Genomic DNA, 22,156 nt, shown 5'->3' with positions numbered 1-22,156 from the left:
GCCGACCGGGCATACCAAGGAGGAGACACGAATGAAAATCTGGAATCCACACGCCGGCCTGGCTGCCGTGGCGTCACGATACTTAGCGTGGTGTGCATGGCTCGCCTTAGCCTGCACGACCAGCACAGCGCTCGCAGACACCTGGCCCGCGCGGCCAGTGCGGCTGATTCTTCCGAGCGCAGGTGGCAGCGGCCCTGACACGATCGCGCGAATTTTTGCGGAACGGCTGAGTCGGGCACTGAAGCAACCTGTGGTCGTGGACAACCGCCCCGGCGCCAACGGCGTCATTGGCGTCGACGCCGTGGCAAAGGCTGCTCCCGATGGCTACACGCTGCTGTTTGCCAGTTCGTCATCGACCGTCATCAGCCAGGCGTTGCTGAACAAACTTCCATTCGACGTGACGCGTGACCTGGTGCCGGTGGCACAGATCTTCTCCGGCGGCATCCACCTGGTGGTTTCCAACGACTTCCCGGCGCAGGATCTCAAGACCTTCGTGACGCTGGTGAAGGCAAACCCCGGCAAATACGACTACGCAACCTGGGGGCCAGGATCGACGGGGCAACTGGTCATGGAGTCCCTGAAGCGCCGGAACGGCCTCGATATCCGCCACGTTCCCTACAAGACAATCAGTCAGATTTACCAGGACATGCAGGGCGGGCGGATCCAGGTCGCCTTCGTCGATGCCACCAGTTCGGTGCCCCTGATCCAAAGCGGAAAGCTGCGCGGCATTGCCATCACCGGCTCTCACCGGGGACCGGCGCTGCCAGCGTTGCGAACCATGACGGAACAAGGCTACCCCTTCGATACCGATGCCTGGTATGGGGTCTTCGCTCCCAAAGGAACACCCCAATCCGTGGTGGCGGCGGTACACCGCGAGATTCTGGGTACGCTTTCAGCGCCTGAACTGCGCGAGCGGTTCCTGCAACTCAACCTTGTCGACCCACCGCTGAAGACGCCGGAGCAATTCGCGCAGACGGTGCGAGCCGACCTGCTGGTATGGCAGGACATCGCAAGAGCCAACCAGATCCACCTGGACTGAGGCCCGTTCCATAGGCCACCTCGGCTGTCTTCCGCCACCCGAGTGGGAAAGCCCGGAAAGCCGATTGTCTCTCCGGGCTTCTTGCCGCCCGGCGCCACCTAGCTCGCAAGGACGTTCACCGCGTCTTCCAGCGCCTGGGCCTGCTGCTTCAGCCCCAACGCCGCCGCGGCGGACTCCTCGACCAGTGACGCGTTCATCTGCGTGATCTGCGTCAGTTGCTCGACCGCCGCGCTGGTCTGCTCGATCTCGACGCTCTGGCCCCTGCTGGCATTGGCAATCGCCGAAATCGTCCCGATCAGCGCCGAGACGGATTGTTCGACACGGTCCATTTCGCTGCCGGCACTGGCCGCAGCCGCAGTGCTGGCCTCTACCACTTCGAGCGAGTTCTCGATCAGCGCCTTGATCTGCTTGGCGGCCGCCTCGGAGCGCTGGGCCAGCATGCGCACCTCACCCGCCACCACCGAGAAGCCGCGCCCGTGCTGTCCCGCGCGTGCCGCCTCCACCGCGGCGTTCAGGGCCAGCAGGTTGGTCTGCATGGCGATGTCGTCGATGACCGAGGTGATTTCGGCAATCTTGCGCGACTGTGTGCTGAGCTGTTCCATCATCGTGGCCGCGCGGCGCACCCCACCTGCGGCTGCGCAAGCTGCCTCGGCCGTACGGCGCCCTGCCTGGTGGGCCTGTTCGGCATCGCTCGCATTCTGCCAGGCGGTCTCCGTGATCTGCGCGAGCGTGGCGGTCGTTTCTTCAATGGCGCTGGCCTGTTGCTCGGTCCGCCCGGACAGGTCGGCATTGCCGCTTGCCAGTCCGACGGAAGGCTGCCATACGCCGGCGATCGACGTCCGCGTATCCAGCAGCACGCCGACCAGACGCGCATTCATCTGGTTCAGGAAGCGGCCAAGCCGATGCGTCTGCGCGTCGCCGCACTCGGGAAAGCGGTGCTGCAACTGCCCGGACAGCACGGCCAGCGCGCTGCGGTTCAAGCCCATCAACGGCCTGAGTATGTTCAGCACCAGATAGCAGGCGGCCGCGCCGCACAGCGCAGCGGCCGCCCCGGCCAGCGTCCAGGTGACGGCAGGCGCAGCCGACCAGAACGTCGCACCCGCCGCCGCCATCAGGATCAGCACGATCTGCGCGAACTGGACCGCGAGCAGGCGCGCCACCACAGGCAGCCGCAGCATGCGCTGGATGACACCTGCGGCGCCCCCGCGGAAAGCTTCGCCGCCCGACAAACGCCAGCGGGAATGCGCCCCGCGCTGCAGATCGGCGTAAAGGCGCGTTGCCGCGGCAATCTGGGCCCGCGCCGGCTTGGTCCGCACCGACAGGTAGCCCGCGGGCTTGCCGTCCTGGAAGACCGGCGTGACATTGGCCAGCTGTCAAGTCCTGACATAGGTTGACAGGTTCTGCTGGGTCATTTGAACCTAGCAACCCATAGCAACGGACGCCCGATGAACCTCATCGGGCGTTTTGTATTTCAGGGCTTGATGGGGGCGTTCACGGTTATAGATCTCAACTGACTCCCTTACCATGCGAGCCGCTTGCTGCAGATCAGCCGGTCGGTTCAGCAGGAATTCGCTCTTGAGGATGCCGTTGATGCGCTCTGCCATGGCGTTCTGGTAGCAGTCGTAGCCGTCGGTCATGGAACAGGTCAGGCCATGCCGCTGATGGATGGCCTGGTAGTAGGTGGCGCAGTATTGAATTCCTCGGTCCGAATGGTGCACCAGCGCCTGCCGGGACTGGCGCGAGCGTAGCGCCATCTTCAGCGCCTGGCTTACTTGCTCGGTCTGCAGGCCGTCATGGACGTGGTAGCCCACGATCTTTCGCGACCAGGCATCCGTGACGAGGCTCAGATAGACCGTCTGCCCGGCGGTGGGAAGATACGTAATGTCAGCCACCCAGACCTGTTCGGCGGCGGTAGGCACCACCTTCTGCGGCCCGTCCTTGAGTAGGTTGGGATGGCGTCGGAAGCGGTGATGGCTGTTGGTGGTCTTGTGATACGCCCGATGCGGCTTCACAAGCAGCCGCGCCGCGCGCAGGACATCGAACAGCCGATCACGGCCCACTCGGATATCCGCCTTCTCCAACGGCACCTGCAGCACCCGCTGCAGTTTGCGAGTGCCTATGCGCGGCTGGCGCAGTCGCACCTCGGTGACCAGCGCGCAAATCCTGGCATCCCGGGCGGCCTGCCTAAGCTCACTGTCGCGGCGCTTGTAGTATGCCTGGCGGCTGATGCCGAAGTAACGGCAAGCCCTGCTAACGCTTAGCCCTTGGATGAGCTCTTGCGCGAGGACTTGCCCGAAGGCTTTTTTACGATGCGAACCCCGTGCTCCTTCTGAATCACGTCGATCACCGTCTCGAACAGCCGCGCTTTCTCCTGCGCTTCGCGCAACTGAGCCTCCAGCTCCTTGATCCGCTGCTCAGGGGTACGGGGCTTGGCTTTGTCTTGTTTTCCCATCGTGGCGTACCGGGTGCCCTGTGGCAACGTGCCGCTCCAGTCCTGTAGTCCGTGCTTGCGTAACCATACCAGCACCGTGGACCGGCCCTGGATTCCATACTTGCTTTGCGCCTGCTTGTACGTCAACTCGCCTCTTTCTACTTCCTCCACAACCGCCAGCTTAAAAGCCAGCGTGTAATCACGCTGGGTTCGCTTTCGATCCGTCTCCAAGGCACTCTCCTCGTCACAGCCAGAAAAGTGTCAACCTTATTCAGGACGGGTCAAGCACCCAATAAAAGCCGCCATCCTTGCGGCGGTTCTTCACCACCCCGGTCCACGGTGTGCCTGCGCGGATGGTGTCCCACATATCGGCAAACGCGGCCGCTGGCATGTCGGGGTGGCGGATGATGTTCTGCGGCTGGCCGATGACCTCGGCACGCTCGTAGCCGCTGCTGCGGAAGAACGCCTGGTTGGCGTATTCGATATTGCCCCGCACATCGGTCCTGGTGATGATGACCTCGCCCGATGGCAATTCGTACTCTTTGTCTGTGACCGGCAGATTCACTCTCATATGGCTGGTTGTCTGTCTTGATGCAACCTCGCTCCGACTTTGCCTGAAAGTCGCCCCTTGTTTCCCGGCCCAGCTCCGGATCGCCGGGCCGCGCGGAAGTATTCCCGATGCGCTTCACCATGAGGAGGTCGTTCGCGGCGAACATCGCTGCCGCTTGACCTGGCGCAATTGCAATGCACCCTTACCCCTTCGGACGGATTGCATCAGGGCGCAAAGGGCACCGCTGCACCAAGAGCTCGACGGACCAGGCAAGCTGCGGCCTCGAGCAAGCCGACAGGCTCCGCTCAAGCTACTCTGCCAGCCTTGCTGTGACGTCGCCCAGCATGTTGCACGACGCCAGCCCCAGCTTTTTATGCAAGGCGCGGTGGGCGGGTTCCCACAGCGCCAGAGCCCGTTGCAAGCCAAAGGCACCCGCCTCCGTCAACCACACCGCGCGGCGACGGCGATCGGCCTCGGACATGACGACTTCCACCAGTCCCGCGCTGGCAAGCTGATCCACATTCCTTGACATGGTCGATTGATTCAGCCCGGCGCGTTGCGCCAATGCGCCAAGCGTGTCGTCTGTTGCTGACGCGATCAGGCACATCAATCCAAATTGCGTGCTGGACAGCCCCGATGGCGCCAATGCCTCATCCAGTTCCGCGGTGATCCTGCGCGCCAGCAGGCGTGACGACCAGCCGAGGTCGACATCGAGAACCCCGGCGGCGTCGGCGCGCAGCGTCCTGGCTTCTCCTTGCTTTCGCTTTTTCATGACGTTAGCATATGCAGATGCATTGTTTGTATCTGCATATATTATCAACGACGAGGAGATCTGACGAGATGGAATACCGATATGGCCTGGCCTCACCCGCCGACGTCGCAAACATGAACGGCAGGGCAATTCTTCAAGCCATTGTGGACGGACATCTTCCGCAGCCGCCCATCTCGCAGGTCCTCGACTTCTGGCTGGTCGAGGTCGGCGACGGCTTCGCCGCGTTCGAAGGCGAGCCGTCTTCCCGACTGCTCAATCCGATGGGCACCGTGCACGGCGGATGGCCGCTGACGCTGATTGACAGTGCGACCGGTTGCGCAGCCAGCTCCCTGCTTCCCGCTGGCGTCGGTTACACCACTGTCGAGACGAAAGGAAATTTCTCCCGACCGATCAAGCCTGACACAGGCAGGGTTCGCGTCGAAGGCCGCGTGATCACCCAGGGCCGCCAGATCATTACCGCGGAAGCCCGCGTGCTGGCGAAGGACGGGCGCGTCCTGGGCCATGGTACGTCGACCCTGCTGGTGCTATCGGCCGCGCGGGAATAACCGGCGAGCGAGGCGAACGCCAGGGGAAGTCGCCCGCCAGCCGCCGCCCTGCCATCAGTTGATCGGCCGCGCCGCCATCCACCCTTCCTCCTGGCTGGCGGCTGCCACCTGCTTGCCGATCGAATCGCCCAGGCGCGTGGCATCGGCGTAGATGGTGTCGTGCTTCACTTCGGACACGCCATGCACCCCCGTGCCGGCCGCGGCGGCGACAGCCACGTGACCGGCCACGGCGCCGACGCCTGCGGTCTCGGCAACGCCCGGGATATGACCGCTGTCGGCATCGGCGACAAAGCTCTGCAGCGGCACCGGCGCACCGTTGGCCGGCTGGTACGAGATGCGTACTTGCGCCCCGACCTCGCTCTTGCCGGCACCGAGGCCGACCAGCAGGCGGCGGCGGCTGGTGCCTTCGTCGATCTTGCGGAAGTCGCCCTCGACCACCAGGGCGTTGGCGTTTGCCGGCGCCGGCGCGTCCGAGCGGACCGCGTTCAGGCCCTGCGCCCGCAGGGTACGCACGATCTCGTTGGCCACCTGCTCGCGCGCCTCGGTGGCGGCCTGCGCTTGTGCGCCGGCAGTCGAGCCACCAGCAACCATCGTCTTCACCTTCTGCATCAGGCCCCCGTCAAGCTGCACCTGCCCGGCATCGGCGCTGAAGGCATGCACGTAGATGACGTCGGCCTGCACCGTCTGCATCAGGCCCGTCTGATCGATGCCGGTGACGCCGGCGCTGGCGCAGCCAGCCGTCAGCATCGCGCCGGCCGCGAGAGCGGCGATGGCCACGCGCCTGGTCTTGGTGGCAATGGCCTGGAAAGTGTTCTGCATCTTGAATCCTTCATTGGCACCCGCGTGCCGTCGGTGGTCTGAAGCGCTGTCACCGACAATCGCTGGATCCGGGACAGGATCACAAACCATCGGAGAGCATGTCATCGCGCCGGGGCTCAGTGTGGCTGTGCGTTGCGGCGCGGTGACCAGAGTATGGAAAACGCTGCCGCTGTATGCCAGGCGGGAATTATTTCGTCCGATGTCATGGCACTTGCAGAGAGGGAGCGATGTGGCGCAGACGGTACGCACCAGTGGCGCGCGCCGTCTGTCCGGCACCTTGAAGGCGGACTACTCAAGCGCCGGCATCGGCACCCCCGCCGAGCACCTTGAACAGGGCCACGCGGTTGCTGCGCTCGGTCAGCTGCAGCGTGATCAGGTTCTGCTGGGCGCTGTACAGCGAGCGCTGCGCGTCGAGAGCGTTCAGGTAGCTGTCGGCGCCACTGCGATAGCGGGCGTCGGCCAGCTTGTAGCTGCGCGAAGTGGCGTCGACCAGGGCCTGCTGCGCCGCCAGCCGCTGCTGAACCGTGGCGCGCACCGCCAGGGCATCAGCGACCTCACGGAACGCGGTCTGGATGGCCTTCTCGTACTGCGCCACGGTGATCTCGCGCTGGATCTTCGCAGCATCCAGCGAGGCGCGCAGGCTGCCGGCATTGAAGATCGGCACGCTGATGCTCGGCGCGAACGACCACGCGTAATTGACGCCCGAGAACAGCCCGGCGAGCTGGGTGCTGCTCTGCCCGGCCGCGGCGGTCAGCGTGACGGTGGGGAAGAACGCCGCGCGCGCCGCACCGATATCGGCGTTGGCGGCCTTGAGCGAATGCTCGGCCGACAGCACATCCGGGCGCTGCAGCAGCACGGTGGAATCCAGGCCGGCCGGGACCGGCGCCAGTGCCACCGGCGTGTCCAGCGTATCGCCCGGCAGCATCGCATCGGGCACCGCCGCGCCGACCACAAGCTCCAGTGCATTGCGATCCTGTGCGACCTGCGCCTGGTAGGTCGCCACGTCGACACGCGCGCTTTCCACGCTGGTCTGCACCTGCGCCAGATCCAGCCCTGACGCAATGCCCTGTGCGTGCTGGTATTCGGTCAGCTTCAGCGTTTCCTGCTGGCTCGCCAGCGTCTGCTGCGCGAGCGCCAGGCGCTGGCGGTCCGCCGCCAGTGTCAGCCAGTCGGTCGCGACCTCCGCCACCAGCGCCAGGCGCGTGCTGCGCTGGGTCTCGTCGATCGCCAGCCAGTTTTCCAGTGCCTCGTCCTTCAGGCTGCGGATGCGGCCGAACAGGTCGAGCTCCCAGCTGGTCATGCCGACGTCGGCCGACACCTGCCGGCTGACCGCTGCAGTGCCGGTACCGCTGACGGAAGCCGTCGCGCGCGATGCGCTGTAGCCGCCGCCGGCGCTGACCGCCGGGAACAACTCGGCGCGCTGGATCCGGTACTGCGCGCGTGCCTTGTCGATGTTGAGCATGGCTACGCGCAGGTCGCGGTTCTGCTGCAGCGACAGTGCGATCACCCGCTGCAGGCGTTCGTCCTGGAACACCTCGCGCCAGTCGATCTCCGCGACGGCCCGTGCATCGGCACCGGCCGGCGACGATGCGGCACCGGTGTCGCGCCAGCCGCTGGCCACCGGCGCGTCCGGCCGCTCGTACTGCGGCGCCATGCTGACGCAACCGGCCAGCATCAGTGCTGCCAGCAAGCCGGCAACCTTCGTCACCACGCCAGAGCGTCCCAGTCGCCGGCCTGCTTCCCGGCGATTCAATGTATTGCCCCACTTCACGACTTCACCTCCTCAATGCCACCCTGCGTCGGTTGCGCCGATTGCGCCGATTGCGCCGATTCGTCGGCATGGCGCTTGCCCGGGAACAGCGAGCGCACGATCACATAGAACAGCGGCACGAAGACAATGCCCAGCACCGTCGACAGCAGCGTGCCACCCAGCACCCCGGTGCCCAGCGAATGGCGTCCGCCCGAACCGGCACCGCGGCTGATGACCAGCGGCAGCACGCCCAGCATGAACGCCAGCGACGTCATCAGGATCGGCCGCAGCCGCATCCGGGCTGCGTGCAGCGTGGCGGCGACCAGCGAACGGCCCTGCGCTTCCAGCTCGCGCGCGAACTCGACGATCAGGATGCCGTTCTTGGCTGCCAGCCCGACCGTGGTCAGCAGCCCCACCTGGAAATAGACGTCATTCGACAGCCCGCGCAAGGTGGTCGCGACCAATGCCCCGGCAATCCCGACCGGCACCGCCAGCATCACCGAGAACGGGATCGACCAGCTTTCATACAGCGCCGCCAGGCACAGGAACACGAACAGCAGCGAGACCGCATACAGCAGTGGCGCCTGAGCGCCCGAGAGCTGCTCCTGGTATGACTGGCCGGCCCATGCGTAGCCAAAACCTCCCGGCAGTTGCGCCACCAGCCGCACCATCTCCTGCATGGCCGCGCCGGAACTGACGCCCGGCGCCGCCTCGCCGGTGATCTCCATCGACGCCGAGCCGTTGAAGCGCGACAGCGATTGCGGCGCATAGGTCCAGTCGCTGGTGGCGAAAGCCGAGAACGGCACCATCTCGCCCGCGCTGTTGCGCACGTACCAGCGGCCGATATCCTCCGGCGTCATCCGCGCGGAGGCGTCGCCCTGGACGTAGACCTTCTTGATGCGGCTGCGGTCGACAAAGTCATTGACGTAGTTGCCGCCCATCACGGCCGACAGCGTGCTGTTGATGTCCGTGGCCGACAGCGAGAGCGCACCGGCCTTGCGGTCGTCCACCTTGACTTCGAGCGTGGGCGCGTCTTCCAGGCCGTTGTAGCGCACGTTGCGCAGCAGCTTGCTTTCTGCGGCCAGTTTCAGCAGCCGGGTGCGCGCCGCCACCAGCCCTTCGTGGCCGGCGCCGCCAAGGTCCTGCAGGCGCATCTCGAAGCCAGCGGTCTGGCCCAGCCCCGGAATGCCGGCGGGCGCCAGCGCAAAGACGCGCGCGTCGCGCTCGGTGCCGGCCATCGCCGCGGTAATGCGGCCGGCAATCTCCTGCGCGCTCGCCTTGCGTTCGCTCCAGTCCTTGAGCCGGATAAAGCCCATCCCCGCGTTCTGGCCGCTGCCCGCGGTACTGAAGCCGGCCACGGTGAACACCGAGCTGATCTCGGCCTGCCCGCGCGCATAGCTGCCGAGACGGTCCATCACCTGCAGCGTGCGCTGCTGGGTGGCGCCGGGCGGCAGCGTCACCATGACCATCAGCGTGCCCTGGTCTTCCTCGGGCAGGAAGGAGGTCGGCAGGCGCCAGAACAGCAGCGCCATCGCCACCAGCAGCAGCGCGTAGATGGCCATGCCGAGCTTGCGCCGGCCCGTCACCAGACGCGCCACGCCATTGCGATACAGATCGGCCCCGCGGTCGAAGCGCTGGTTGAAGCGGTGGAAGAATCGTCCCAGCAAGCGCCCCGGCACGCCCCGCTCCGACACCGCGCCGCCGTGCGCCACCGGCTTGAGCAGGCTCGCGCACAGCGCCGGCGTGAGCGTCATCGCCACCAGCACCGACAGGATCATCGAGGCCGCGATGGTCACCGAGAACTGGCGGTAGATCATGCCGGTCGAGCCGCCGAAGAACGCCATCGGGATGAACACCGCGGTCAGCACCATGGCGATGCCGACCAGCGCGCCCTGGATCTGACCCATCGACTTGCGCGTGGCTTCGCGCGGCGACAGGCCCTCTTCGCTCATCACCCGCTCGACGTTCTCGACCACGACGATGGCATCGTCCACCAGCAACCCGATCGCCAGCACCATGGCAAACATGGTCAGCGTGTTGATCGAATAGCCGAACGCCGCCAGCACGCCGAACGTTCCCATCAACACCACCGGCACCGCGATCGCCGGGATCAGCGTGGCGCGCCAGTTCTGCAGGAACAGGAACATGATCAGCACCACCAGCACGATCGCCTCGGCCAGCGTCTCGACCACTTCCCTGATGGAGATCTTGACGAACGGCGTGGTGTCGTAGGCCACCTGGTACTTCATGCCCGCGGGGAAATATGGCTTGAGCTGCTCCAGCCGCGCATTGACCGCCCTGGAAACATCCAGCGCATTGGCGCCGCTGGCCAGTTCGATGCCCATGCCGGCGGACGGCTTGCCGTTGAAGCGGCCGGTGGCGTTGTAGCTCTCGCTACCCAGCTCCACGCGCGCCACGTCGCGCAGGTAGACCGCGGCGCCGGCACTGTCGGTCTTGAGCACGATCGCGCCGAACTGCTCCGGCGTCTTCAGCCGGCTGCGCGCCTTGACGGTGGCGGTGATCTGCTGGCCGTCGACGGCCGGCAGGCCGCCGATCGAACCGGAAGACACGTCGGCGTTCTGCGCCGAGATCGCGCTGGCGATGTCGGACGGCATCAGCGCATAGTGGCGCAGGCGCTCGGCATCGAGCCAGATCCGCATCGCGTACTTGGCGCCCATCACCTGCACATTGCCGACGCCGTTGACGCGACTGACCGGATCCTGCAGCGACGATGCCATGAAGTCGGCAATGTCGGTGCTGGTCATGCTGACGTCGTCCGAGGTGAACGACAGCACCATGAACATGCTGCCGCTCGACTTCGACACGGTCACGCCGGTATTGCGCACGGCGTCGGGCAGCATGGCCTCGGCCTGCTGCAGCTTGTTCTGGACCTGCACCTGCGCGGTATCCGGGTCGGTGCCCGACTCGAACGTCAGCGAGACCTGCGCGCTGCCCGACGAGGTGCTGCTCGACGACATATACATCAGGTGGTCGAGCCCGTTCATCTGCTGCTCGATGACCTGCGTGACCGAGTTCTCGACGGTCTCGGCCGAGGCGCCGGTATAGGTGGCGCGGATCGAGACCGAAGGCGGCGCGATGCTCGGGTATTGTTCCAGCGACAGCGTGGTGACGGACAGCAGGCCCGCCAGCGTGATCACGATGGCGATGACCCAGGCGAAGATGGGGCGGTCGATAAAGAAACGTGCCATGGCTGCGGTTTCCTCAGGCCTGCTTGCCGGCAGCAGCCGTTGCGCTGGCAGGTCCCGCCGTGGCAGATGCACGGGCGCCGGCCTCGACGGTCTTTACCGCCTGCCCGATCACCACGTTCTGCGTGCCTTCGACGATGACCTTGTCGCCCGCCTGCAAACCCGAGGTCACCACCCAGCGGTCGCCGTGGGTCTGGCTCACGCCCAGCACTTGCTGCGCGACCTTGCCGTCGGCGCCCACCACCAGTGCGGTAGCCTCGCCCTTCGTGTTGCGGCTGACCGCCTGTTGCGGCACCAGGATCGCCTGCTCGTCCACGGCCATCGGCAGCACCGCCTTGACATACATGCCGGGCAACAGCAGGTGGTCGGGGTTCGGCACCACCGCGCGCAGCGTCACGCTGCCGGTGGTCTCGTCGACCGAGGCGCCGACGAACTCCAGCGTGCCGGTGCGCGCGTAGGCGCTGCCGTCTTCCAGCTGGATGTGCACCTCGGCCTTGCCGTCGACGGCTTTGAGCTTGCCCGCGTCGAACTGGCGGCGCAGCCTGAGCATCTGCGCGCTCGACTGCGTGACATCGACGTAGATGGGGTCGAGCTGCTGGATCTTCGTCAGCGCGGTTTCCTGCTGCGCGGTCACCAGCGCGCCCGGCGTGGAGGCCGAGGTGCCGATGCGGCCCGAGATCGGCGCGGTGATACGCGTATAGCCCAGGTTGATGCGCGCGCTGCGCAGCGTCGCTTTTGCCGCGACCACGGCGGCCTCGGCCTTGCGCAGCGTCGCGACGGTGTCGTCGCCATCCTGCTTCGACACGGCGTCGAGCGCCACCAGGTTGCGGTAGCGCTCGGCCTTGGGGCGCGCGGCCAGCACATCGGCCTCGGCCTGCGCCAGTTCGCCCTTCGCGGTGTCGTAGGCGGCCTGGTAGGTGGCCGGGTCGATCTCATACAGCGCCTGGCCGGCCTTTACGTCAGCGCCTTCGGTGAACAGCCGCCGCAGCAGGATGCCGCCGACCTGCGGGCGCACGTCGGAGGCCTGGTAGGCGCGGGTTCGGCCCGGCAGCGCGTTGTCGAGCACCAGGCGTTCGGTCTTGACGGTCACCACGCCGACTTCGGACTGCGGCCGGGGCGGCGCGGCGGGCTTCGAGCAGGCCGACAGGGCGAACGCGGCGGCGCATGCAATCGCCAGGACCAGCGCAGCACGGCGTGGCAGGGCGCGCGGGCCGCGCGATGTGGCGCCGGCGCTGGCGGCGAGGGGGCGGGATTGCGGCATCTGGATCGTCTGGCTTTTTTGGGATGACGCCATCCTCGTCCAGCAATGTGCAGCAAATATGGAGATTGCGCAGGATCGGCGGAAAGGCCTTGATCTGGCCCCGCAGGCCGGGGTTAAGATGCTGCATCGTGCCCATTGCCGCATTGCCGCCATTGCTGCCATTGCCACAGCGCGGCCGCCCGCCCCCGCTCCATGAAGATCAGCATCACCGCCAAGCTCTTCGCCGCCATCCTGGCGGCGTGCATTACCGTGCTCGTCGTGCAGTCCACCGCCATGCGCGTGAGCTTCCAGCACGGCTTTGTCGACTACCTGGATGGCGAAGGCGTGGAGCGCATGGAGCAGGCCATGCCGCGCGTGGTGGCCGCCTATCGCGAGCACGGCAACTGGGACTTCCTGCGCACCGATTTCCGCGCATGGTTCCGCCTGCTGGTGCCGCACCCGGACGCCGGCCCGCCGCCGGCGCCCACCACCGCCGACGAAACCGGCGTGATCCCGCGCATCGGCCTGTTGGACGCCGCGCAGCGCCGCGTCGCCGGCAATCCCAATGTCGACACCGCCGCGATCCGGCGCCCGGTCATCGTCGATGGCCGGCTGGTGGGATGGATCGGCATGGTGTCGTTCGAGCAGGTCATGTCCTCGCGCGAGACCGCGTTCCTGGGCGAGCAGCGCAAGGCCCTGTGGCTGATCGGGCTGGCTTCGGTGCTGGTCGCGATCGCGCTTACGCTGGTGGCGACACGCGCGCTGCTGCGCCGGCTGCGCGCCGTGGCGCAGGGCACGCATGCGCTGGCCGCGGGCAACTACGCCTCGCGCATCGACCCGGGCGCGCCCGACGAACTCGGCACGCTGGCGCGCGACTTCAACCACATGGCGCAGGCGCTGGAGAACAACGAACGCACGCGCCGCGCCTTCATGGCCGACATTTCGCATGAGTTGCGCACGCCGCTTGCCGTGATCCGCGCCGAGGTCGAGGCCATCCAGGACGGCATCCGCCCGCCCACGCCGCAATCGCTGGATGCCATGCACCAGGAGGTCGGCCGGCTCGGCAAGCTGATCGACGACCTGCACGACCTGTCGCTGACCGATGTCGGCGCCTTTGCCTACCGCCGCGCGCCGATCGACCTCGGCACGGTGCTGCGCGCGGCGGCAGACGGCATGCGCGCGCGCTTTGCCGCCGCCAGCCTGCGCCTGGAAGAAGAACCCGCGGCGCAGGCGCTGATCGTGCTGGGCGACGAGCGCCGGCTGCACCAGTTGTTCGCCAACCTGCTGGAGAACGCGCTGCGCTACACCGATGCCGGCGGCGTGGTGCGCGTGCATTGGACGCGCCAGGCCGACAACGTAGTGGTGCGGGTCGAGGACAGCGCCCCCGGCGTGCCCGCCGACAAGCGCAAACAACTGTTCGAGCGCTTCTACCGCGTCGAAGCGTCGCGCAACCGCGCCAGCGGCGGCAGCGGCCTGGGCCTGGCCATCTGCCGCAACATCGCCGAGGCGCACCAGGGCGCCATCCGCGCTGACGCTTCGCCGCTGGGCGGGCTGCGCATCACCATCGAACTGCCGCTGGACGCAGCATGACCGAAGACAACCAGGCCAGACCACCTGGCCACATCCGGATCGTCGAAGACGAACCGCGGCTCGCCGCCGTGCTTGGCGACTACCTGCGCGCGGCCGGCTACACCCACCACTGGGTCGCCGACGGCGATGGGGCGCTGCCGGCCTGGCGCGCGCAGCGGCCCGACCTGGTGCTGCTCGACCTGATGCTGCCGGGCCGCGACGGCATCGACATCTGCCGGGCGTTGCGAGCGGAGAGCGCGGTGCCGGTGATCATGGTCACCGCGCGCGTCGAGGAGATCGACCGGCTGCTCGGGCTTGAAGTCGGCGCTGACGACTACATCTGCAAGCCGTTCAGTCCGCGCGAGGTCGTTGCACGCGTGGGCGCGGTGCTGCGCCGCCATCGCCTGGTGCCCGGCACACAAGCCGCCGGCCCGTTGCAGCTGGACGAGGCGGCAGGCCGCGCCAGCGTGAACGGCGGGGTGCTGGACCTGACGCCGGTGGAATTCCGGCTGCTGCGGATGCTGTACCGCGCGCAAGGACGCGTGTTTTCGCGCGACCAGCTGCTCGACGGGCTGTATGACGACCACCGCGTGGTGGCCGACCGTACCGTTGACAGCCACGTCAAGAACCTGCGCCGCAAGCTGGCCGACGCGGGCGGCGAGGACTGGATCAAGTCGATCTACGGGGTGGGATACCGCATGGAGTTGTAGTGGACCAGGCTGTGGCGGGCATGCCAATACCTCAGCACTGAAATGCCAATCCGCGACAGTCTTCTTCGGTTCACCTGCCGATAATCGTCTCCAGCACTGCCGTTCCAAACCGGCCTGGCAGCGCCTCACAAAAGCGCGACGGAGACTTCCATGACGACAACAACCCCTGGCGCAGCCCTGCGCATGCTTCGCGAACGCGTGGTTCGCGATCACTTTGCCGACGAGATCCGGAGGATCTACTACGACAGCCTGACCATGATGCAGCAGCTGCTGGCCGGCTTGCCAGCCGGGCAGAAGGCGCAGGCCATTGCCGGCCTGCTGCAGGACAAGGCGGCGGACGTAGCCGCCGCGGCGTAATTCCGCGGTGGTCGACGATGGCGTGGAACGCCTGCGCGGGGACCATCAGCACCTCGCAATCGACCACCGCACGCGCGTCATAGACACGGGGCGCATCCATGACCAGCCAGACCTCGCCGAACCATTGCCCGGGCTCCAGCACACTGAGCACGGCCTCGCGGCCGTTGGCCGCCGTGACGCTGAAGCGCATCCGCCCACGCTCCACGCAGAACAGCGCCTCCGGCGACGAGCCATATGTGAACAGCACTTCGTTCTTCGCCAGGCGCCGGCGCATGACTCGGGCGCGCAACGCCGCCTCCAGTTCGGGAGACAGCAGTTCCGGACCCGGATCGCGGCCGGCTTGCGCTAAGCCTGGCATGGGTGGTCAGTCCAGTGTGATGTTGGCCTCTCGGGCCACACCCTTCCAGACCTCGATCTCGCGCACGTTGATGGCAGCCTGCTCTGCGCCACCGAGATAGTCGGGCGTGATGCCCCAGTCGGTCATCCTTGCCTTGACGGTGGGGTCCTGCAGCGTATCTTTCAGCGCCGTCGCGATCTTGTCGACGATCGGCTTCGGCAGGCCTGCTGGCGCGTACATCGCCCAGCCCGTCCATTGGTCGAAGTCGACGCCCTGCTCCTTGTACGTGGCAACGTTCGGGAAGTTGGAAGTCCGCCGGGTGCACATCGCCAGCGGCTTGATCTTGCCTGTCTTCACCGCGGTCGTGCCGGACCCGATATCGAGCCAGCCAACCTTGATCACATCGCCCATCATGGCCGTCATGACTGCGGCACCGCCCTTGAACGGAATATGGTCAAGCTTGATGCCCGTTTTCTGCGCCAGTACTTCAGCGCAGAAGTGCCCCGTCGAGCCCGGGCCCCAGGTGCCGAACTGGATAGGCTTCTGGCTGCGCCTGGCGAGTTCGACGAACTCCTTGAGATTGTTGGCAGGCAGGTCTGCATTGGCGACCAGAATGATCGGCGAGGTGCCGACCCTTGCCAGCGTCGTCAGGCCCTTGACCGGATCGTAGGGCAACTGGCGATAAACCGCCGGCGCCAGCGTGGTCGTGGTCATCGTGCCCAGGGCGATCGTGTAGCCATCGGGCCTGGAATGCGCCAGTTGACCGATCGCAATCGTGCCAGCCGCGCCGGCGACGTTCTCCACGACGAACGGCTGCCTGAGGCGCTTGCTCAGATGACCGCCCAGCAAACGGCCAAAGGCATCCGCGCCGCCCCCAGGGGCAGAGGGCACGATCAGCTTGACCGGGCGGCTGGGGTAGTCGACCGGGGGCTGGGCCAGGGCGACGGTTGGGACCGACAGGCAGATCGCCACGACACCGCTGAGGAGGGAATGCTTCATCACTGTTGTCTCCGGAGTTTCTTGTTGTGGCCACGTTGATGCATGGATGAGCATGGACACCGCTTCATCGATGCCTGCTGTTCGGGGCAGCCGGCCTGTGCAGCCCGCCGGCGCCTGCTCCGCCTCAGCCCACGGAGAACTCCGCGCCGCCTTTCGGGCGGATATAGCGCGGGACGGGAATCCCGGCCTTGCGCGCTGCGGCGAGGAGGCCTTCTTCAATGGCGCCGGCATCGCGCACCTGCTGGAATTCGTCTTCCGAGAATATGATGTTGGCGCCGTACACGACCATGAAGCCTTCGGCTGGCTCCGTAGCATCCGCCGGCACGGAGAACGTATGCACCGAGCCGCCGGGCTCATACAGGTAGCTGCCCGCGGTTTGCGGATCCTCGGGATATTCGACGTAGTTCCACTGCCCTTTGGTCGTGAAGAAGTGCACGGTACCGGTGTGGAAATGCGGCGGGAGCGTCGTGCCCGGCTCGAACTTCCCGTACAGCACCCAGACGCCGTTTTCCCGATCGAGGAACAGCGGGATGATGGTAGAGCCCGGCTCGGATCCGGGGAACTCGCGCGATTCATGAATGTTGACCGTCAGCAGCCGGTCCTGGTGCGTGACAACCTTTGGCAATGGCATTGCTATCTCCAAGAACGTGGGATATGGGGAATGTTTAGTCCAGCTTGATATTGGCTTCGCGCGCGACGCGCTTCCACACCTCGATGTCGCGCGCATTGATCGCGGCCTGTTCGCTTCCGGGAACATAGTCCGGCGTGATGCCGAGGTCGGCCATCTTGCTCGTCACCGCCGGATCCTTGAGCGCGTCCTGCACTGCAGCCGCAAGCTTTTCCGTGACCGGCTTTGGCAGGCCCGCCGGCGCGAACATGGCCCATCCCGTCCATTGGTCGAAATCGACCCCCTGCTCCTTGTAAGTCGGAACATTGGGAAAGTTCGCCGTGCGACGCGTGCACATGGCCAGCGCCTTGATCTTGCCGGTCTTGACCGCCGACGTGCCGCTGCCGATATCCAGCCAGCCCAGCTTCACCACGCCTCCCAGCATGGCAGTCACCACGGGCGACGTGCCCTTGAACGGGATGTGGTCCAGCTTGATTCCGGTCTTCTGCGCCAGCACCTCCGCGCAGAAGTGACCGGTGGAGCCAGCCCCCCAGGTGCCGAACTGCAGCGGCGAAGCACTCTTCTTTGCCAGGGCCACGAGTTCCTTCAGGTTGTTGGCGGGGAAGTCCTTGGTGGCAACCAGGATGATCGGTGACGTTCCCACGCGGGCGATGGTCGTCAGGTCCTTGACCGGGTCGTATGGCAGCGCCTGGTAGACGGCCGGCGCCAGCGTGGTGGTCGTCATCGTGCCAAGGCCGATCGTGTAGCCATCCGGCGTGGCACGCGCGAGCTGCCCGATCGCGATGGTGCCGGCCGCGCCGGCATTGTTCTCGACGACCAGCGGCTGCTTCAGGCGCCGGCCGAGCTGGTCCGCGAGGATCCTGGCGAACACGTCGCCGCCACCGCCCGGTGCGGTCGGGACAATCAGGCGGATCGGCCGGGTCGGATAGCTGGCTTCGCCCTGCGCCTGCGCGCCAAATGACAGCGCGGCGGCGGCGAGGAAAGCGAGGGCGGCGTACTTCTTCATCTTTGTCTCCAGCTTCTGTGTTTCACGCGTTGATGGCGCCGTGTTCCGTTGCCGTTCAACGTGGCATCTCATGGAACATGGTGAAACGTTTCCACAAATTGTGCGACGGTGCCCGCTCGAATCAAATGGTGGTAAACCCGTGAGAGTCTTGCGAGGTTTTGCTGGCGCCAGCGGCGCGGATGTCTTATGCGTCCTGCGTCAGGACGATCTTTCCAAAATGCGTATTCCTGCGCATCAGCTCGCAGGCTTCCGCGACACGCTCCAGCGGCAACCTGGCATCGATGGGCAGGCGAAGCTGTCCTTGCCGGAGCGCCGGCCAGAGATCTCGCTGCACCCGTTCCGCAATGACGCCGAACTCCTCGACGGTACGCGTCCGGAAGGTCATGCCGAGGTACCGGATCTGCCGCAATGAATGGAGGTCGAAGTCGAATTCACCGCTCTCCCCCGCCATCCGGCCGATATTGACGATGCGGCCGCCAATCTTCACTGCGCGCATGCTGTCGTTGATATAAGGGCCGGCCAGGAAATCGACCAGCAGGTCCACGCCGCGGCCACCGGTGTGTTCCAGCACGGCGTCCAGCCAGTGCGGATCGTTGCTGTCGAGCGCGATGTCGGCGCCGAACTCCGCCAGGCGCGCCCGGCGGTCGGGCTTGGTCGAGGTGCCGATGACCACGCTGGCGCCGAAGTGCTTTGCCACCTGCAGCGCCATCAGGCCAACGCCGGAAGACGCACCGAGCACCATTACGCTTTGCCCGGTTTCAAGCCCGGCCAGATGCCGCATCGCCGTATGGGTGGTGCGCAGCGCGACGGACAGGCAGGCGCCGGTCTCGTAATCCATCTCCGGGTCAGGAAACGGAAAGGCGCGCCGCCAATCGGTGACGGCATACTCCGCAAAGCCGCCGAGGCCCGAGCACATCACCTTGTCGCCAACCTTGTACACCGTGACCTCCGCGCCGACCGCGACGACATCCCCGGACCACTCCAGGCCCAGCGGCGTGCCGGTCCCGCCAGCCGCCCCATGTGCTTTCCCGTCGACCAGCGACAGATCGGCGCGATTCAGGGAACTGGCCCGGACCTTCACGAGGATCTCGGTGGCCTTGGGTCGAGGGATCTCCAGCTCTGCAAAAACAAGTCCCGTCTCACCGCGAATCGCAGCTTTCATTGCGCGTATCTCCTGTCGAATAATTCTGGGTACGTGTGCACCGCATCACTGCCGCGGTCACGTGGGGCGCATTCATTGTAGAAACGTTTTCGCATTTTACGCAAGAACTGCCGGACAAAAAAATGCCGCCTCGAACAGGGGCGGCATCGGTGATCAGGGAAGCGCTTGTGGCGCGGCTACGCGGTGGCTTTCTTGCGCGCCGTAGCGGGACCGCATGACTCGCGGAGCACGAGTTGCGTGGTGATGACAATGGTTTCGGGCTCGACGTCTGCGCCGCGCTCCAGTTGCTTGAGCATGAGCTGGGCGAGCACTGTACCGACGATCTCAAGATCCCATGTCAGCGATGTGATGGATGGGCTGAACAGTTGCGACAGGTCGGTATCGCCGATGCTGATGACGCTGACATCGCCGGGAGCCGTGCGGCCGGTATGCCGCATCGCTTGCAACACCCCGGCCAGGATGCGCGTACCAAGACACATGAACGCCGTGGGCGCTTCAGACCCCGACAGCAGCGACAGTGCTTCGGTGAACGCGAAGTCCATTGCTGATTTCTCGCAGCGGATCAGCTTGGGCACCGGCTTGAGACCCTCCTCCTTGTACGCCTCCTTGAATCCGGCGATACGTTCCCGCCCCGGGCGCAGGACGCTGCCCGGGGTCAGCAGCGCAATGCGCGTGTGGCCCAGGTTGAGCAGGTAACGGGTAGCCTGCAGCGCGCCGTTGTAGTGGTCGACATAGACGCCGGTGCCGGTCGGACCGAAATCGCGGTCAAGCGCGATGACCGGCATCTCCTGCGAGAGTTGCTCCAGCAGCCTTGGGTTCTCCGTCTCGCAGGGGCCGAGGATCAGGCCGTCCACGCGCCGGCGGCGGAACAGGTCGATCAGGTTCTTCTCGCGCTTGCCATCGTTATGCGTGCTGGCGATCAGCAACGCATATCCGGCGGCCTGCAGCGCGGCCTCCACGGAGGTGATGATCCTGGCGTACAGCGGGTTGGACAGATCCGAAACGATCAGGCCGATGGCTCCGGACGAGCGCGTACGCATGCTCTGTGCGATCGCGTCGGGCTCGTACCCCAGCCGCCTGGCCGCCTTGGAAACGGCGGCAATCGCCGCTTCGCTGACGCGACCGGCACGATTGAGCGCACGGGACGCCGTGCCAATCGAGACGCCGGCCTCCTTGGCAACTTCCCGGATCGTGATGCGTGGCTTCATCAACGTTTCACGCCAGGTTGAGCCGCCACGGGCTTCGCACAAGACTGCAACATCAACTCCCTCCCCTGTTCTTTTACCGCCGGCCGCCACGGCAGGCGCGGCGATCCGGCGGCGAGTTATGCGTCATTTCCCGGATGCCAAGCATTCTAGCTCACCGGATGACGCGGACTCCCCGGGGTCCGCGGCCGGCACGGCGGCCGGCGGGGATTGCGGGCGATGGCAGCCGGAAAGGCCTGCCTGCCGCGCCTCGCTATCGCGGCGCGCCGATATGGTGGATCGCCTGCCCCTTGCCGTCCCAGGCCAGCCCGGCACGCCTGACCTCGGCAAAGTACTCGCCCTTGCCACCGGTCAGCTCGGAAATCTCGAACATGCCGCTGGGCAGTCCCGGATGCACAAAGTAGGCAAAACGTCCACGCGGACCCATCCGGCCGCCGTGCCCCTCAACGTAGCCGGCCTCCAGCAGGTGGGCCACGATTTCGTCAAAACGGTCTTCCGTCCAGTAGGCAATATGCTGCGCACCTTCGCCGCTGCGCTTGAGCGAGTCCAGGTAGAGCGACGGCGCGTCGTCCCGCTGCTGGATCAGCTCGATCTGCAGGTCGCCCGAGTTGGCCAGCGCGATCGACAGCTTCGGCGGCGTCGCGGGCTTGCCGTAGTAGCGGTACTCCGTGGTGCCCACGTCTTCCTTGTAGAACCACGGTCCGACGCCGAGCTTCTCCGTCCAGTGAGCCATCGCCTTCTCGATGTCGCTCACCACGTAGCCAAGCTGCCGGACGCCGCCGAACAAATAACTCATTGCTGTCTCCTTGTCGTCTCAGGGTTGCCGTCCCGCTAGTGCGGAAACGTTTTAACAATATACGCGTAGCGGCCCGGTTCAGGTGGGTAGTGTTTACCATGATTGTCCAGATTTTAAGCCGAACAAACAATCCTGAATCGTTGTGGAAACGTTTCTTCATTTGCGTAACACAAGGTGATATGCAGGAAGCTGCGCTTGCAGGACAACTCACAGGAGACCATCGAGATGACTCAGTTCAAGGACCAGGTAGCGCTGGTGACCGGCGGTGCAAGCGGCATCGGCGCCGCAACCGCGCGCCTGCTGGCAGAACGCGGCGCGCGTGTCGTCATTGCCGATCTTGCGAGCGGCAACGGCGCCGCTGCGGCGGACCGGATCGGCGCCGCGTTCATGGCGCTGGACGTGACCAGCGAGGCGGGCTGGAAGGCCACGATCGCAGCGATCCTCGAGCGTCACGGGCGGCTCGACGTGCTGGTCAATGCGGCGGGTATCGTCGGCGATGTGGTCAACGGCACGCTCACCAACACTACCCTCGCTGACTTCCGGCGCGTCATGTCGGTGAACCTGGACGGCACCTTCCTGGGATGCCGGGAAGGCGTCGAGGCCATGCGCAAGACCGGCAAGGGCGCCATCATCAACCTCGCCTCCGTCGGCGCGTATTACCCGACGCTTCAAAGCGTTGCCTACGGCGCCAGCAAGGGCGCGGTGACCCAACTGACCAAGACCGTGGCGCTGGCCGGGGCCGAGAACGGCCACCAGATCCGCTGCAACTCCGTCCACCCCGGCAAGATCGCCACGCCGATGCTCGAAACGATCTTCGACCAGTACAAGCAACGCCAGGCGGCCGGCGGCGTCGATCCCCGAACGGCTGGCCGGCGCATTCCGCTCGCCGATGAAGGCAAGCCCGAGGATGTCGCCAACCTGATCGCCTTCCTGGCGTCGGACGATGCCGGCTACATCACGGGCGGCGAGTTCACCGTGGACGGCGGCTGGCGGCTGCTGCGCTGACACCGCATTCCAATCCCATATGGCGACTGG

20 protein-coding genes and 1 pseudogene are annotated in these 22,156 nt (G+C 66.0%); 6 read left to right on the top strand and 15 right to left on the bottom strand.

All coding sequences use genetic code 11. The features are described from left to right. The first annotated feature begins 31 nt into the window (after positions 1-31). Positions 32-1,039 carry a tripartite tricarboxylate transporter substrate binding protein gene (locus LPA45_RS27615; protein WP_116323073.1) on the top strand — a complete coding sequence of 336 codons (1,008 nt, stop codon included), beginning with the start codon at positions 32-34 and terminating at the stop codon, positions 1,037-1,039. Between the two features lie 98 nt (positions 1,040-1,137). Here LPA45_RS27615 and LPA45_RS27610 read toward each other — a convergent pair whose 3' ends face one another. From LPA45_RS27610 to LPA45_RS27595, 4 genes are all read right to left on the bottom strand, one after another. Further along, positions 1,138-2,217 carry a methyl-accepting chemotaxis protein gene (locus LPA45_RS27610; RefSeq protein WP_367395057.1) on the bottom strand — a complete coding sequence of 360 codons (1,080 nt, stop codon included), beginning with the start codon at positions 2,215-2,217 and terminating at the stop codon, positions 1,138-1,140. Between the two features lie 240 nt (positions 2,218-2,457). Continuing rightward, a protein-coding gene (locus tag LPA45_RS27605) for an IS3 family transposase (RefSeq protein ID WP_317924294.1) occupies positions 2,458-3,701 on the bottom strand; the annotation gives its coding sequence in 2 pieces (ribosomal slippage) (positions 2,458-3,345 and positions 3,348-3,701; 1,242 coding nt in all). Between the two features lie 40 nt (positions 3,702-3,741). Then, the gene (locus LPA45_RS27600; protein WP_367395056.1) at positions 3,742-4,041 is read right to left on the bottom strand and encodes a PAS domain-containing protein; all 300 of its coding nucleotides are present in this window, start codon (positions 4,039-4,041) and stop codon (positions 3,742-3,744) included. 289 nt (positions 4,042-4,330) lie between these two features. After that, positions 4,331-4,792 carry a MarR family winged helix-turn-helix transcriptional regulator gene (locus LPA45_RS27595; RefSeq protein WP_116323075.1) on the bottom strand — a complete coding sequence of 154 codons (462 nt, stop codon included), beginning with the start codon at positions 4,790-4,792 and terminating at the stop codon, positions 4,331-4,333. Between the two features lie 68 nt (positions 4,793-4,860). Here LPA45_RS27595 and LPA45_RS27590 point away from each other — a divergent pair, with 68 nt between their 5' ends. Next, entirely contained in the window at positions 4,861-5,337 is a 477-nt protein-coding gene (locus LPA45_RS27590) for a PaaI family thioesterase (protein ID WP_116323076.1), read from the top strand. A 54-nt stretch (positions 5,338-5,391) separates the two neighbouring features. Here LPA45_RS27590 and LPA45_RS27585 read toward each other — a convergent pair whose 3' ends face one another. The 4 genes from LPA45_RS27585 to LPA45_RS27570 form a co-directional block, all read right to left on the bottom strand. Further along, entirely contained in the window at positions 5,392-6,156 is a 765-nt protein-coding gene (locus LPA45_RS27585; RefSeq protein WP_116323077.1) for a DUF4410 domain-containing protein, read from the bottom strand. A gap of 292 nt (positions 6,157-6,448) precedes the next feature. Next, positions 6,449-7,831, bottom strand: a complete 1,383-nt coding sequence (locus LPA45_RS27580) for an efflux transporter outer membrane subunit (RefSeq protein WP_147316308.1) — start codon at positions 7,829-7,831, stop codon at positions 6,449-6,451. A 92-nt stretch (positions 7,832-7,923) separates the two neighbouring features. Next, positions 7,924-11,115 carry an efflux RND transporter permease subunit gene (locus LPA45_RS27575; protein ID WP_116323079.1) on the bottom strand — a complete coding sequence of 1,064 codons (3,192 nt, stop codon included), beginning with the start codon at positions 11,113-11,115 and terminating at the stop codon, positions 7,924-7,926. Between the two features lie 13 nt (positions 11,116-11,128). Further along, positions 11,129-12,373: an efflux RND transporter periplasmic adaptor subunit gene (locus tag LPA45_RS27570; RefSeq protein WP_116323080.1), complete on the bottom strand. Its 1,245-nt coding sequence runs from the start codon at positions 12,371-12,373 to the stop codon at positions 11,129-11,131. Between the two features lie 192 nt (positions 12,374-12,565). On the opposite strand from LPA45_RS27570, the gene baeS reads away from it, so the two are divergent. The 3 genes from baeS (at position 12,566) to LPA45_RS27555 (ending at position 14,988) form a co-directional block, all read left to right on the top strand. Then, positions 12,566-13,942, top strand: coding sequence for a sensor histidine kinase efflux regulator BaeS (baeS, locus tag LPA45_RS27565; RefSeq protein ID WP_116323081.1), 1,377 nt, complete (start codon positions 12,566-12,568; stop codon positions 13,940-13,942). Then, positions 13,939-14,631, top strand: a complete 693-nt coding sequence (locus LPA45_RS27560) for a response regulator (RefSeq protein ID WP_317920039.1) — start codon at positions 13,939-13,941, stop codon at positions 14,629-14,631. Before baeS ends, LPA45_RS27560 begins: the two co-directional genes overlap by 4 nt. A 150-nt stretch (positions 14,632-14,781) precedes the next feature. After that, entirely contained in the window at positions 14,782-14,988 is a 207-nt protein-coding gene (locus tag LPA45_RS27555) for a hypothetical protein (RefSeq protein WP_317920052.1), read from the top strand. 70 nt (positions 14,989-15,058) lie between these two features. Here LPA45_RS27555 and LPA45_RS27550 read toward each other — a convergent pair. From LPA45_RS27550 to LPA45_RS27520, 7 genes and pseudogenes are all read right to left on the bottom strand, one after another. Beyond that, a pseudogene (locus LPA45_RS27550) lies at positions 15,059-15,262 on the bottom strand (cyclic nucleotide-binding domain-containing protein); the annotation flags it as partial. A gap of 90 nt (positions 15,263-15,352) precedes the next feature. After that, the gene (locus LPA45_RS27545; protein ID WP_116323084.1) at positions 15,353-16,324 is read right to left on the bottom strand and encodes a tripartite tricarboxylate transporter substrate binding protein; all 972 of its coding nucleotides are present in this window, start codon (positions 16,322-16,324) and stop codon (positions 15,353-15,355) included. 124 nt (positions 16,325-16,448) lie between these two features. Beyond that, on the bottom strand, positions 16,449-16,955 hold the full coding sequence (locus LPA45_RS27540) for a 2,4'-dihydroxyacetophenone dioxygenase family protein (RefSeq protein ID WP_116323085.1): 507 nt from the start codon (positions 16,953-16,955) through the stop codon (positions 16,449-16,451). 34 nt (positions 16,956-16,989) lie between these two features. Continuing rightward, on the bottom strand, positions 16,990-17,958 hold the full coding sequence (locus tag LPA45_RS27535) for a tripartite tricarboxylate transporter substrate binding protein (RefSeq protein WP_116323086.1): 969 nt from the start codon (positions 17,956-17,958) through the stop codon (positions 16,990-16,992). A gap of 184 nt (positions 17,959-18,142) precedes the next feature. Continuing rightward, entirely contained in the window at positions 18,143-19,120 is a 978-nt protein-coding gene (locus LPA45_RS27530) for a zinc-binding dehydrogenase (RefSeq protein WP_317920037.1), read from the bottom strand. 176 nt (positions 19,121-19,296) lie between these two features. Further along, positions 19,297-20,328: a LacI family DNA-binding transcriptional regulator gene (locus LPA45_RS27525; protein WP_116323088.1), complete on the bottom strand. Its 1,032-nt coding sequence runs from the start codon at positions 20,326-20,328 to the stop codon at positions 19,297-19,299. Positions 20,329-20,578: 250 nt separating this feature from the next. Further along, the gene (locus LPA45_RS27520; RefSeq protein WP_116323089.1) at positions 20,579-21,121 is read right to left on the bottom strand and encodes a VOC family protein; all 543 of its coding nucleotides are present in this window, start codon (positions 21,119-21,121) and stop codon (positions 20,579-20,581) included. Positions 21,122-21,346: 225 nt separating this feature from the next. On the opposite strand from LPA45_RS27520, the gene LPA45_RS27515 reads away from it, so the two are divergent. Beyond that, positions 21,347-22,126: an SDR family oxidoreductase gene (locus LPA45_RS27515; RefSeq protein WP_317920036.1), complete on the top strand. Its 780-nt coding sequence runs from the start codon at positions 21,347-21,349 to the stop codon at positions 22,124-22,126. Positions 22,127-22,156: the final 30 nt, after the last annotated feature.

Source organism: Cupriavidus sp. Agwp_2 (assembly GCF_040784895.1).
Taxonomy (GTDB): domain Bacteria; phylum Pseudomonadota; class Gammaproteobacteria; order Burkholderiales; family Burkholderiaceae; genus Cupriavidus.
Note: the sequence above shows the minus strand (reverse complement) of the source record. Positions and strands in the feature narration are given on the sequence as shown.

What these genes read in the sequence shown, in the direction of transcription:
- LPA45_RS27615 (WP_116323073.1), top strand. Translation starts at nt 32, where the DNA reads ATGAAAATCTGGAATCCACACGCCGGCCTGGCTGCCGTGGCGTCACGA.
- LPA45_RS27610 (WP_367395057.1), bottom strand. Translation starts at nt 2,217, where the DNA reads ATGCTGCGGCTGCCTGTGGTGGCGCGCCTGCTCGCGGTCCAGTTCGCG.
- LPA45_RS27600 (WP_367395056.1), bottom strand. Translation starts at nt 4,041, where the DNA reads ATGAGAGTGAATCTGCCGGTCACAGACAAAGAGTACGAATTGCCATCG.
- LPA45_RS27595 (WP_116323075.1), bottom strand. Translation starts at nt 4,792, where the DNA reads ATGAAAAAGCGAAAGCAAGGAGAAGCCAGGACGCTGCGCGCCGACGCC.
- LPA45_RS27590 (WP_116323076.1), top strand. Translation starts at nt 4,861, where the DNA reads ATGGAATACCGATATGGCCTGGCCTCACCCGCCGACGTCGCAAACATG.
- LPA45_RS27585 (WP_116323077.1), bottom strand. Translation starts at nt 6,156, where the DNA reads ATGCAGAACACTTTCCAGGCCATTGCCACCAAGACCAGGCGCGTGGCC.
- LPA45_RS27580 (WP_147316308.1), bottom strand. Translation starts at nt 7,831, where the DNA reads ATGCTGGCCGGTTGCGTCAGCATGGCGCCGCAGTACGAGCGGCCGGAC.
- LPA45_RS27575 (WP_116323079.1), bottom strand. Translation starts at nt 11,115, where the DNA reads ATGGCACGTTTCTTTATCGACCGCCCCATCTTCGCCTGGGTCATCGCC.
- LPA45_RS27570 (WP_116323080.1), bottom strand. Translation starts at nt 12,373, where the DNA reads ATGCCGCAATCCCGCCCCCTCGCCGCCAGCGCCGGCGCCACATCGCGC.
- baeS (WP_116323081.1), top strand. Translation starts at nt 12,566, where the DNA reads ATGAAGATCAGCATCACCGCCAAGCTCTTCGCCGCCATCCTGGCGGCG.
- LPA45_RS27560 (WP_317920039.1), top strand. Translation starts at nt 13,939, where the DNA reads ATGACCGAAGACAACCAGGCCAGACCACCTGGCCACATCCGGATCGTC.
- LPA45_RS27555 (WP_317920052.1), top strand. Translation starts at nt 14,782, where the DNA reads ATGACGACAACAACCCCTGGCGCAGCCCTGCGCATGCTTCGCGAACGC.
- LPA45_RS27545 (WP_116323084.1), bottom strand. Translation starts at nt 16,324, where the DNA reads ATGAAGCATTCCCTCCTCAGCGGTGTCGTGGCGATCTGCCTGTCGGTC.
- LPA45_RS27540 (WP_116323085.1), bottom strand. Translation starts at nt 16,955, where the DNA reads ATGCCATTGCCAAAGGTTGTCACGCACCAGGACCGGCTGCTGACGGTC.
- LPA45_RS27535 (WP_116323086.1), bottom strand. Translation starts at nt 17,958, where the DNA reads ATGAAGAAGTACGCCGCCCTCGCTTTCCTCGCCGCCGCCGCGCTGTCA.
- LPA45_RS27530 (WP_317920037.1), bottom strand. Translation starts at nt 19,120, where the DNA reads ATGAAAGCTGCGATTCGCGGTGAGACGGGACTTGTTTTTGCAGAGCTG.
- LPA45_RS27525 (WP_116323088.1), bottom strand. Translation starts at nt 20,328, where the DNA reads ATGAAGCCACGCATCACGATCCGGGAAGTTGCCAAGGAGGCCGGCGTC.
- LPA45_RS27520 (WP_116323089.1), bottom strand. Translation starts at nt 21,121, where the DNA reads ATGAGTTATTTGTTCGGCGGCGTCCGGCAGCTTGGCTACGTGGTGAGC.
- LPA45_RS27515 (WP_317920036.1), top strand. Translation starts at nt 21,347, where the DNA reads ATGACTCAGTTCAAGGACCAGGTAGCGCTGGTGACCGGCGGTGCAAGC.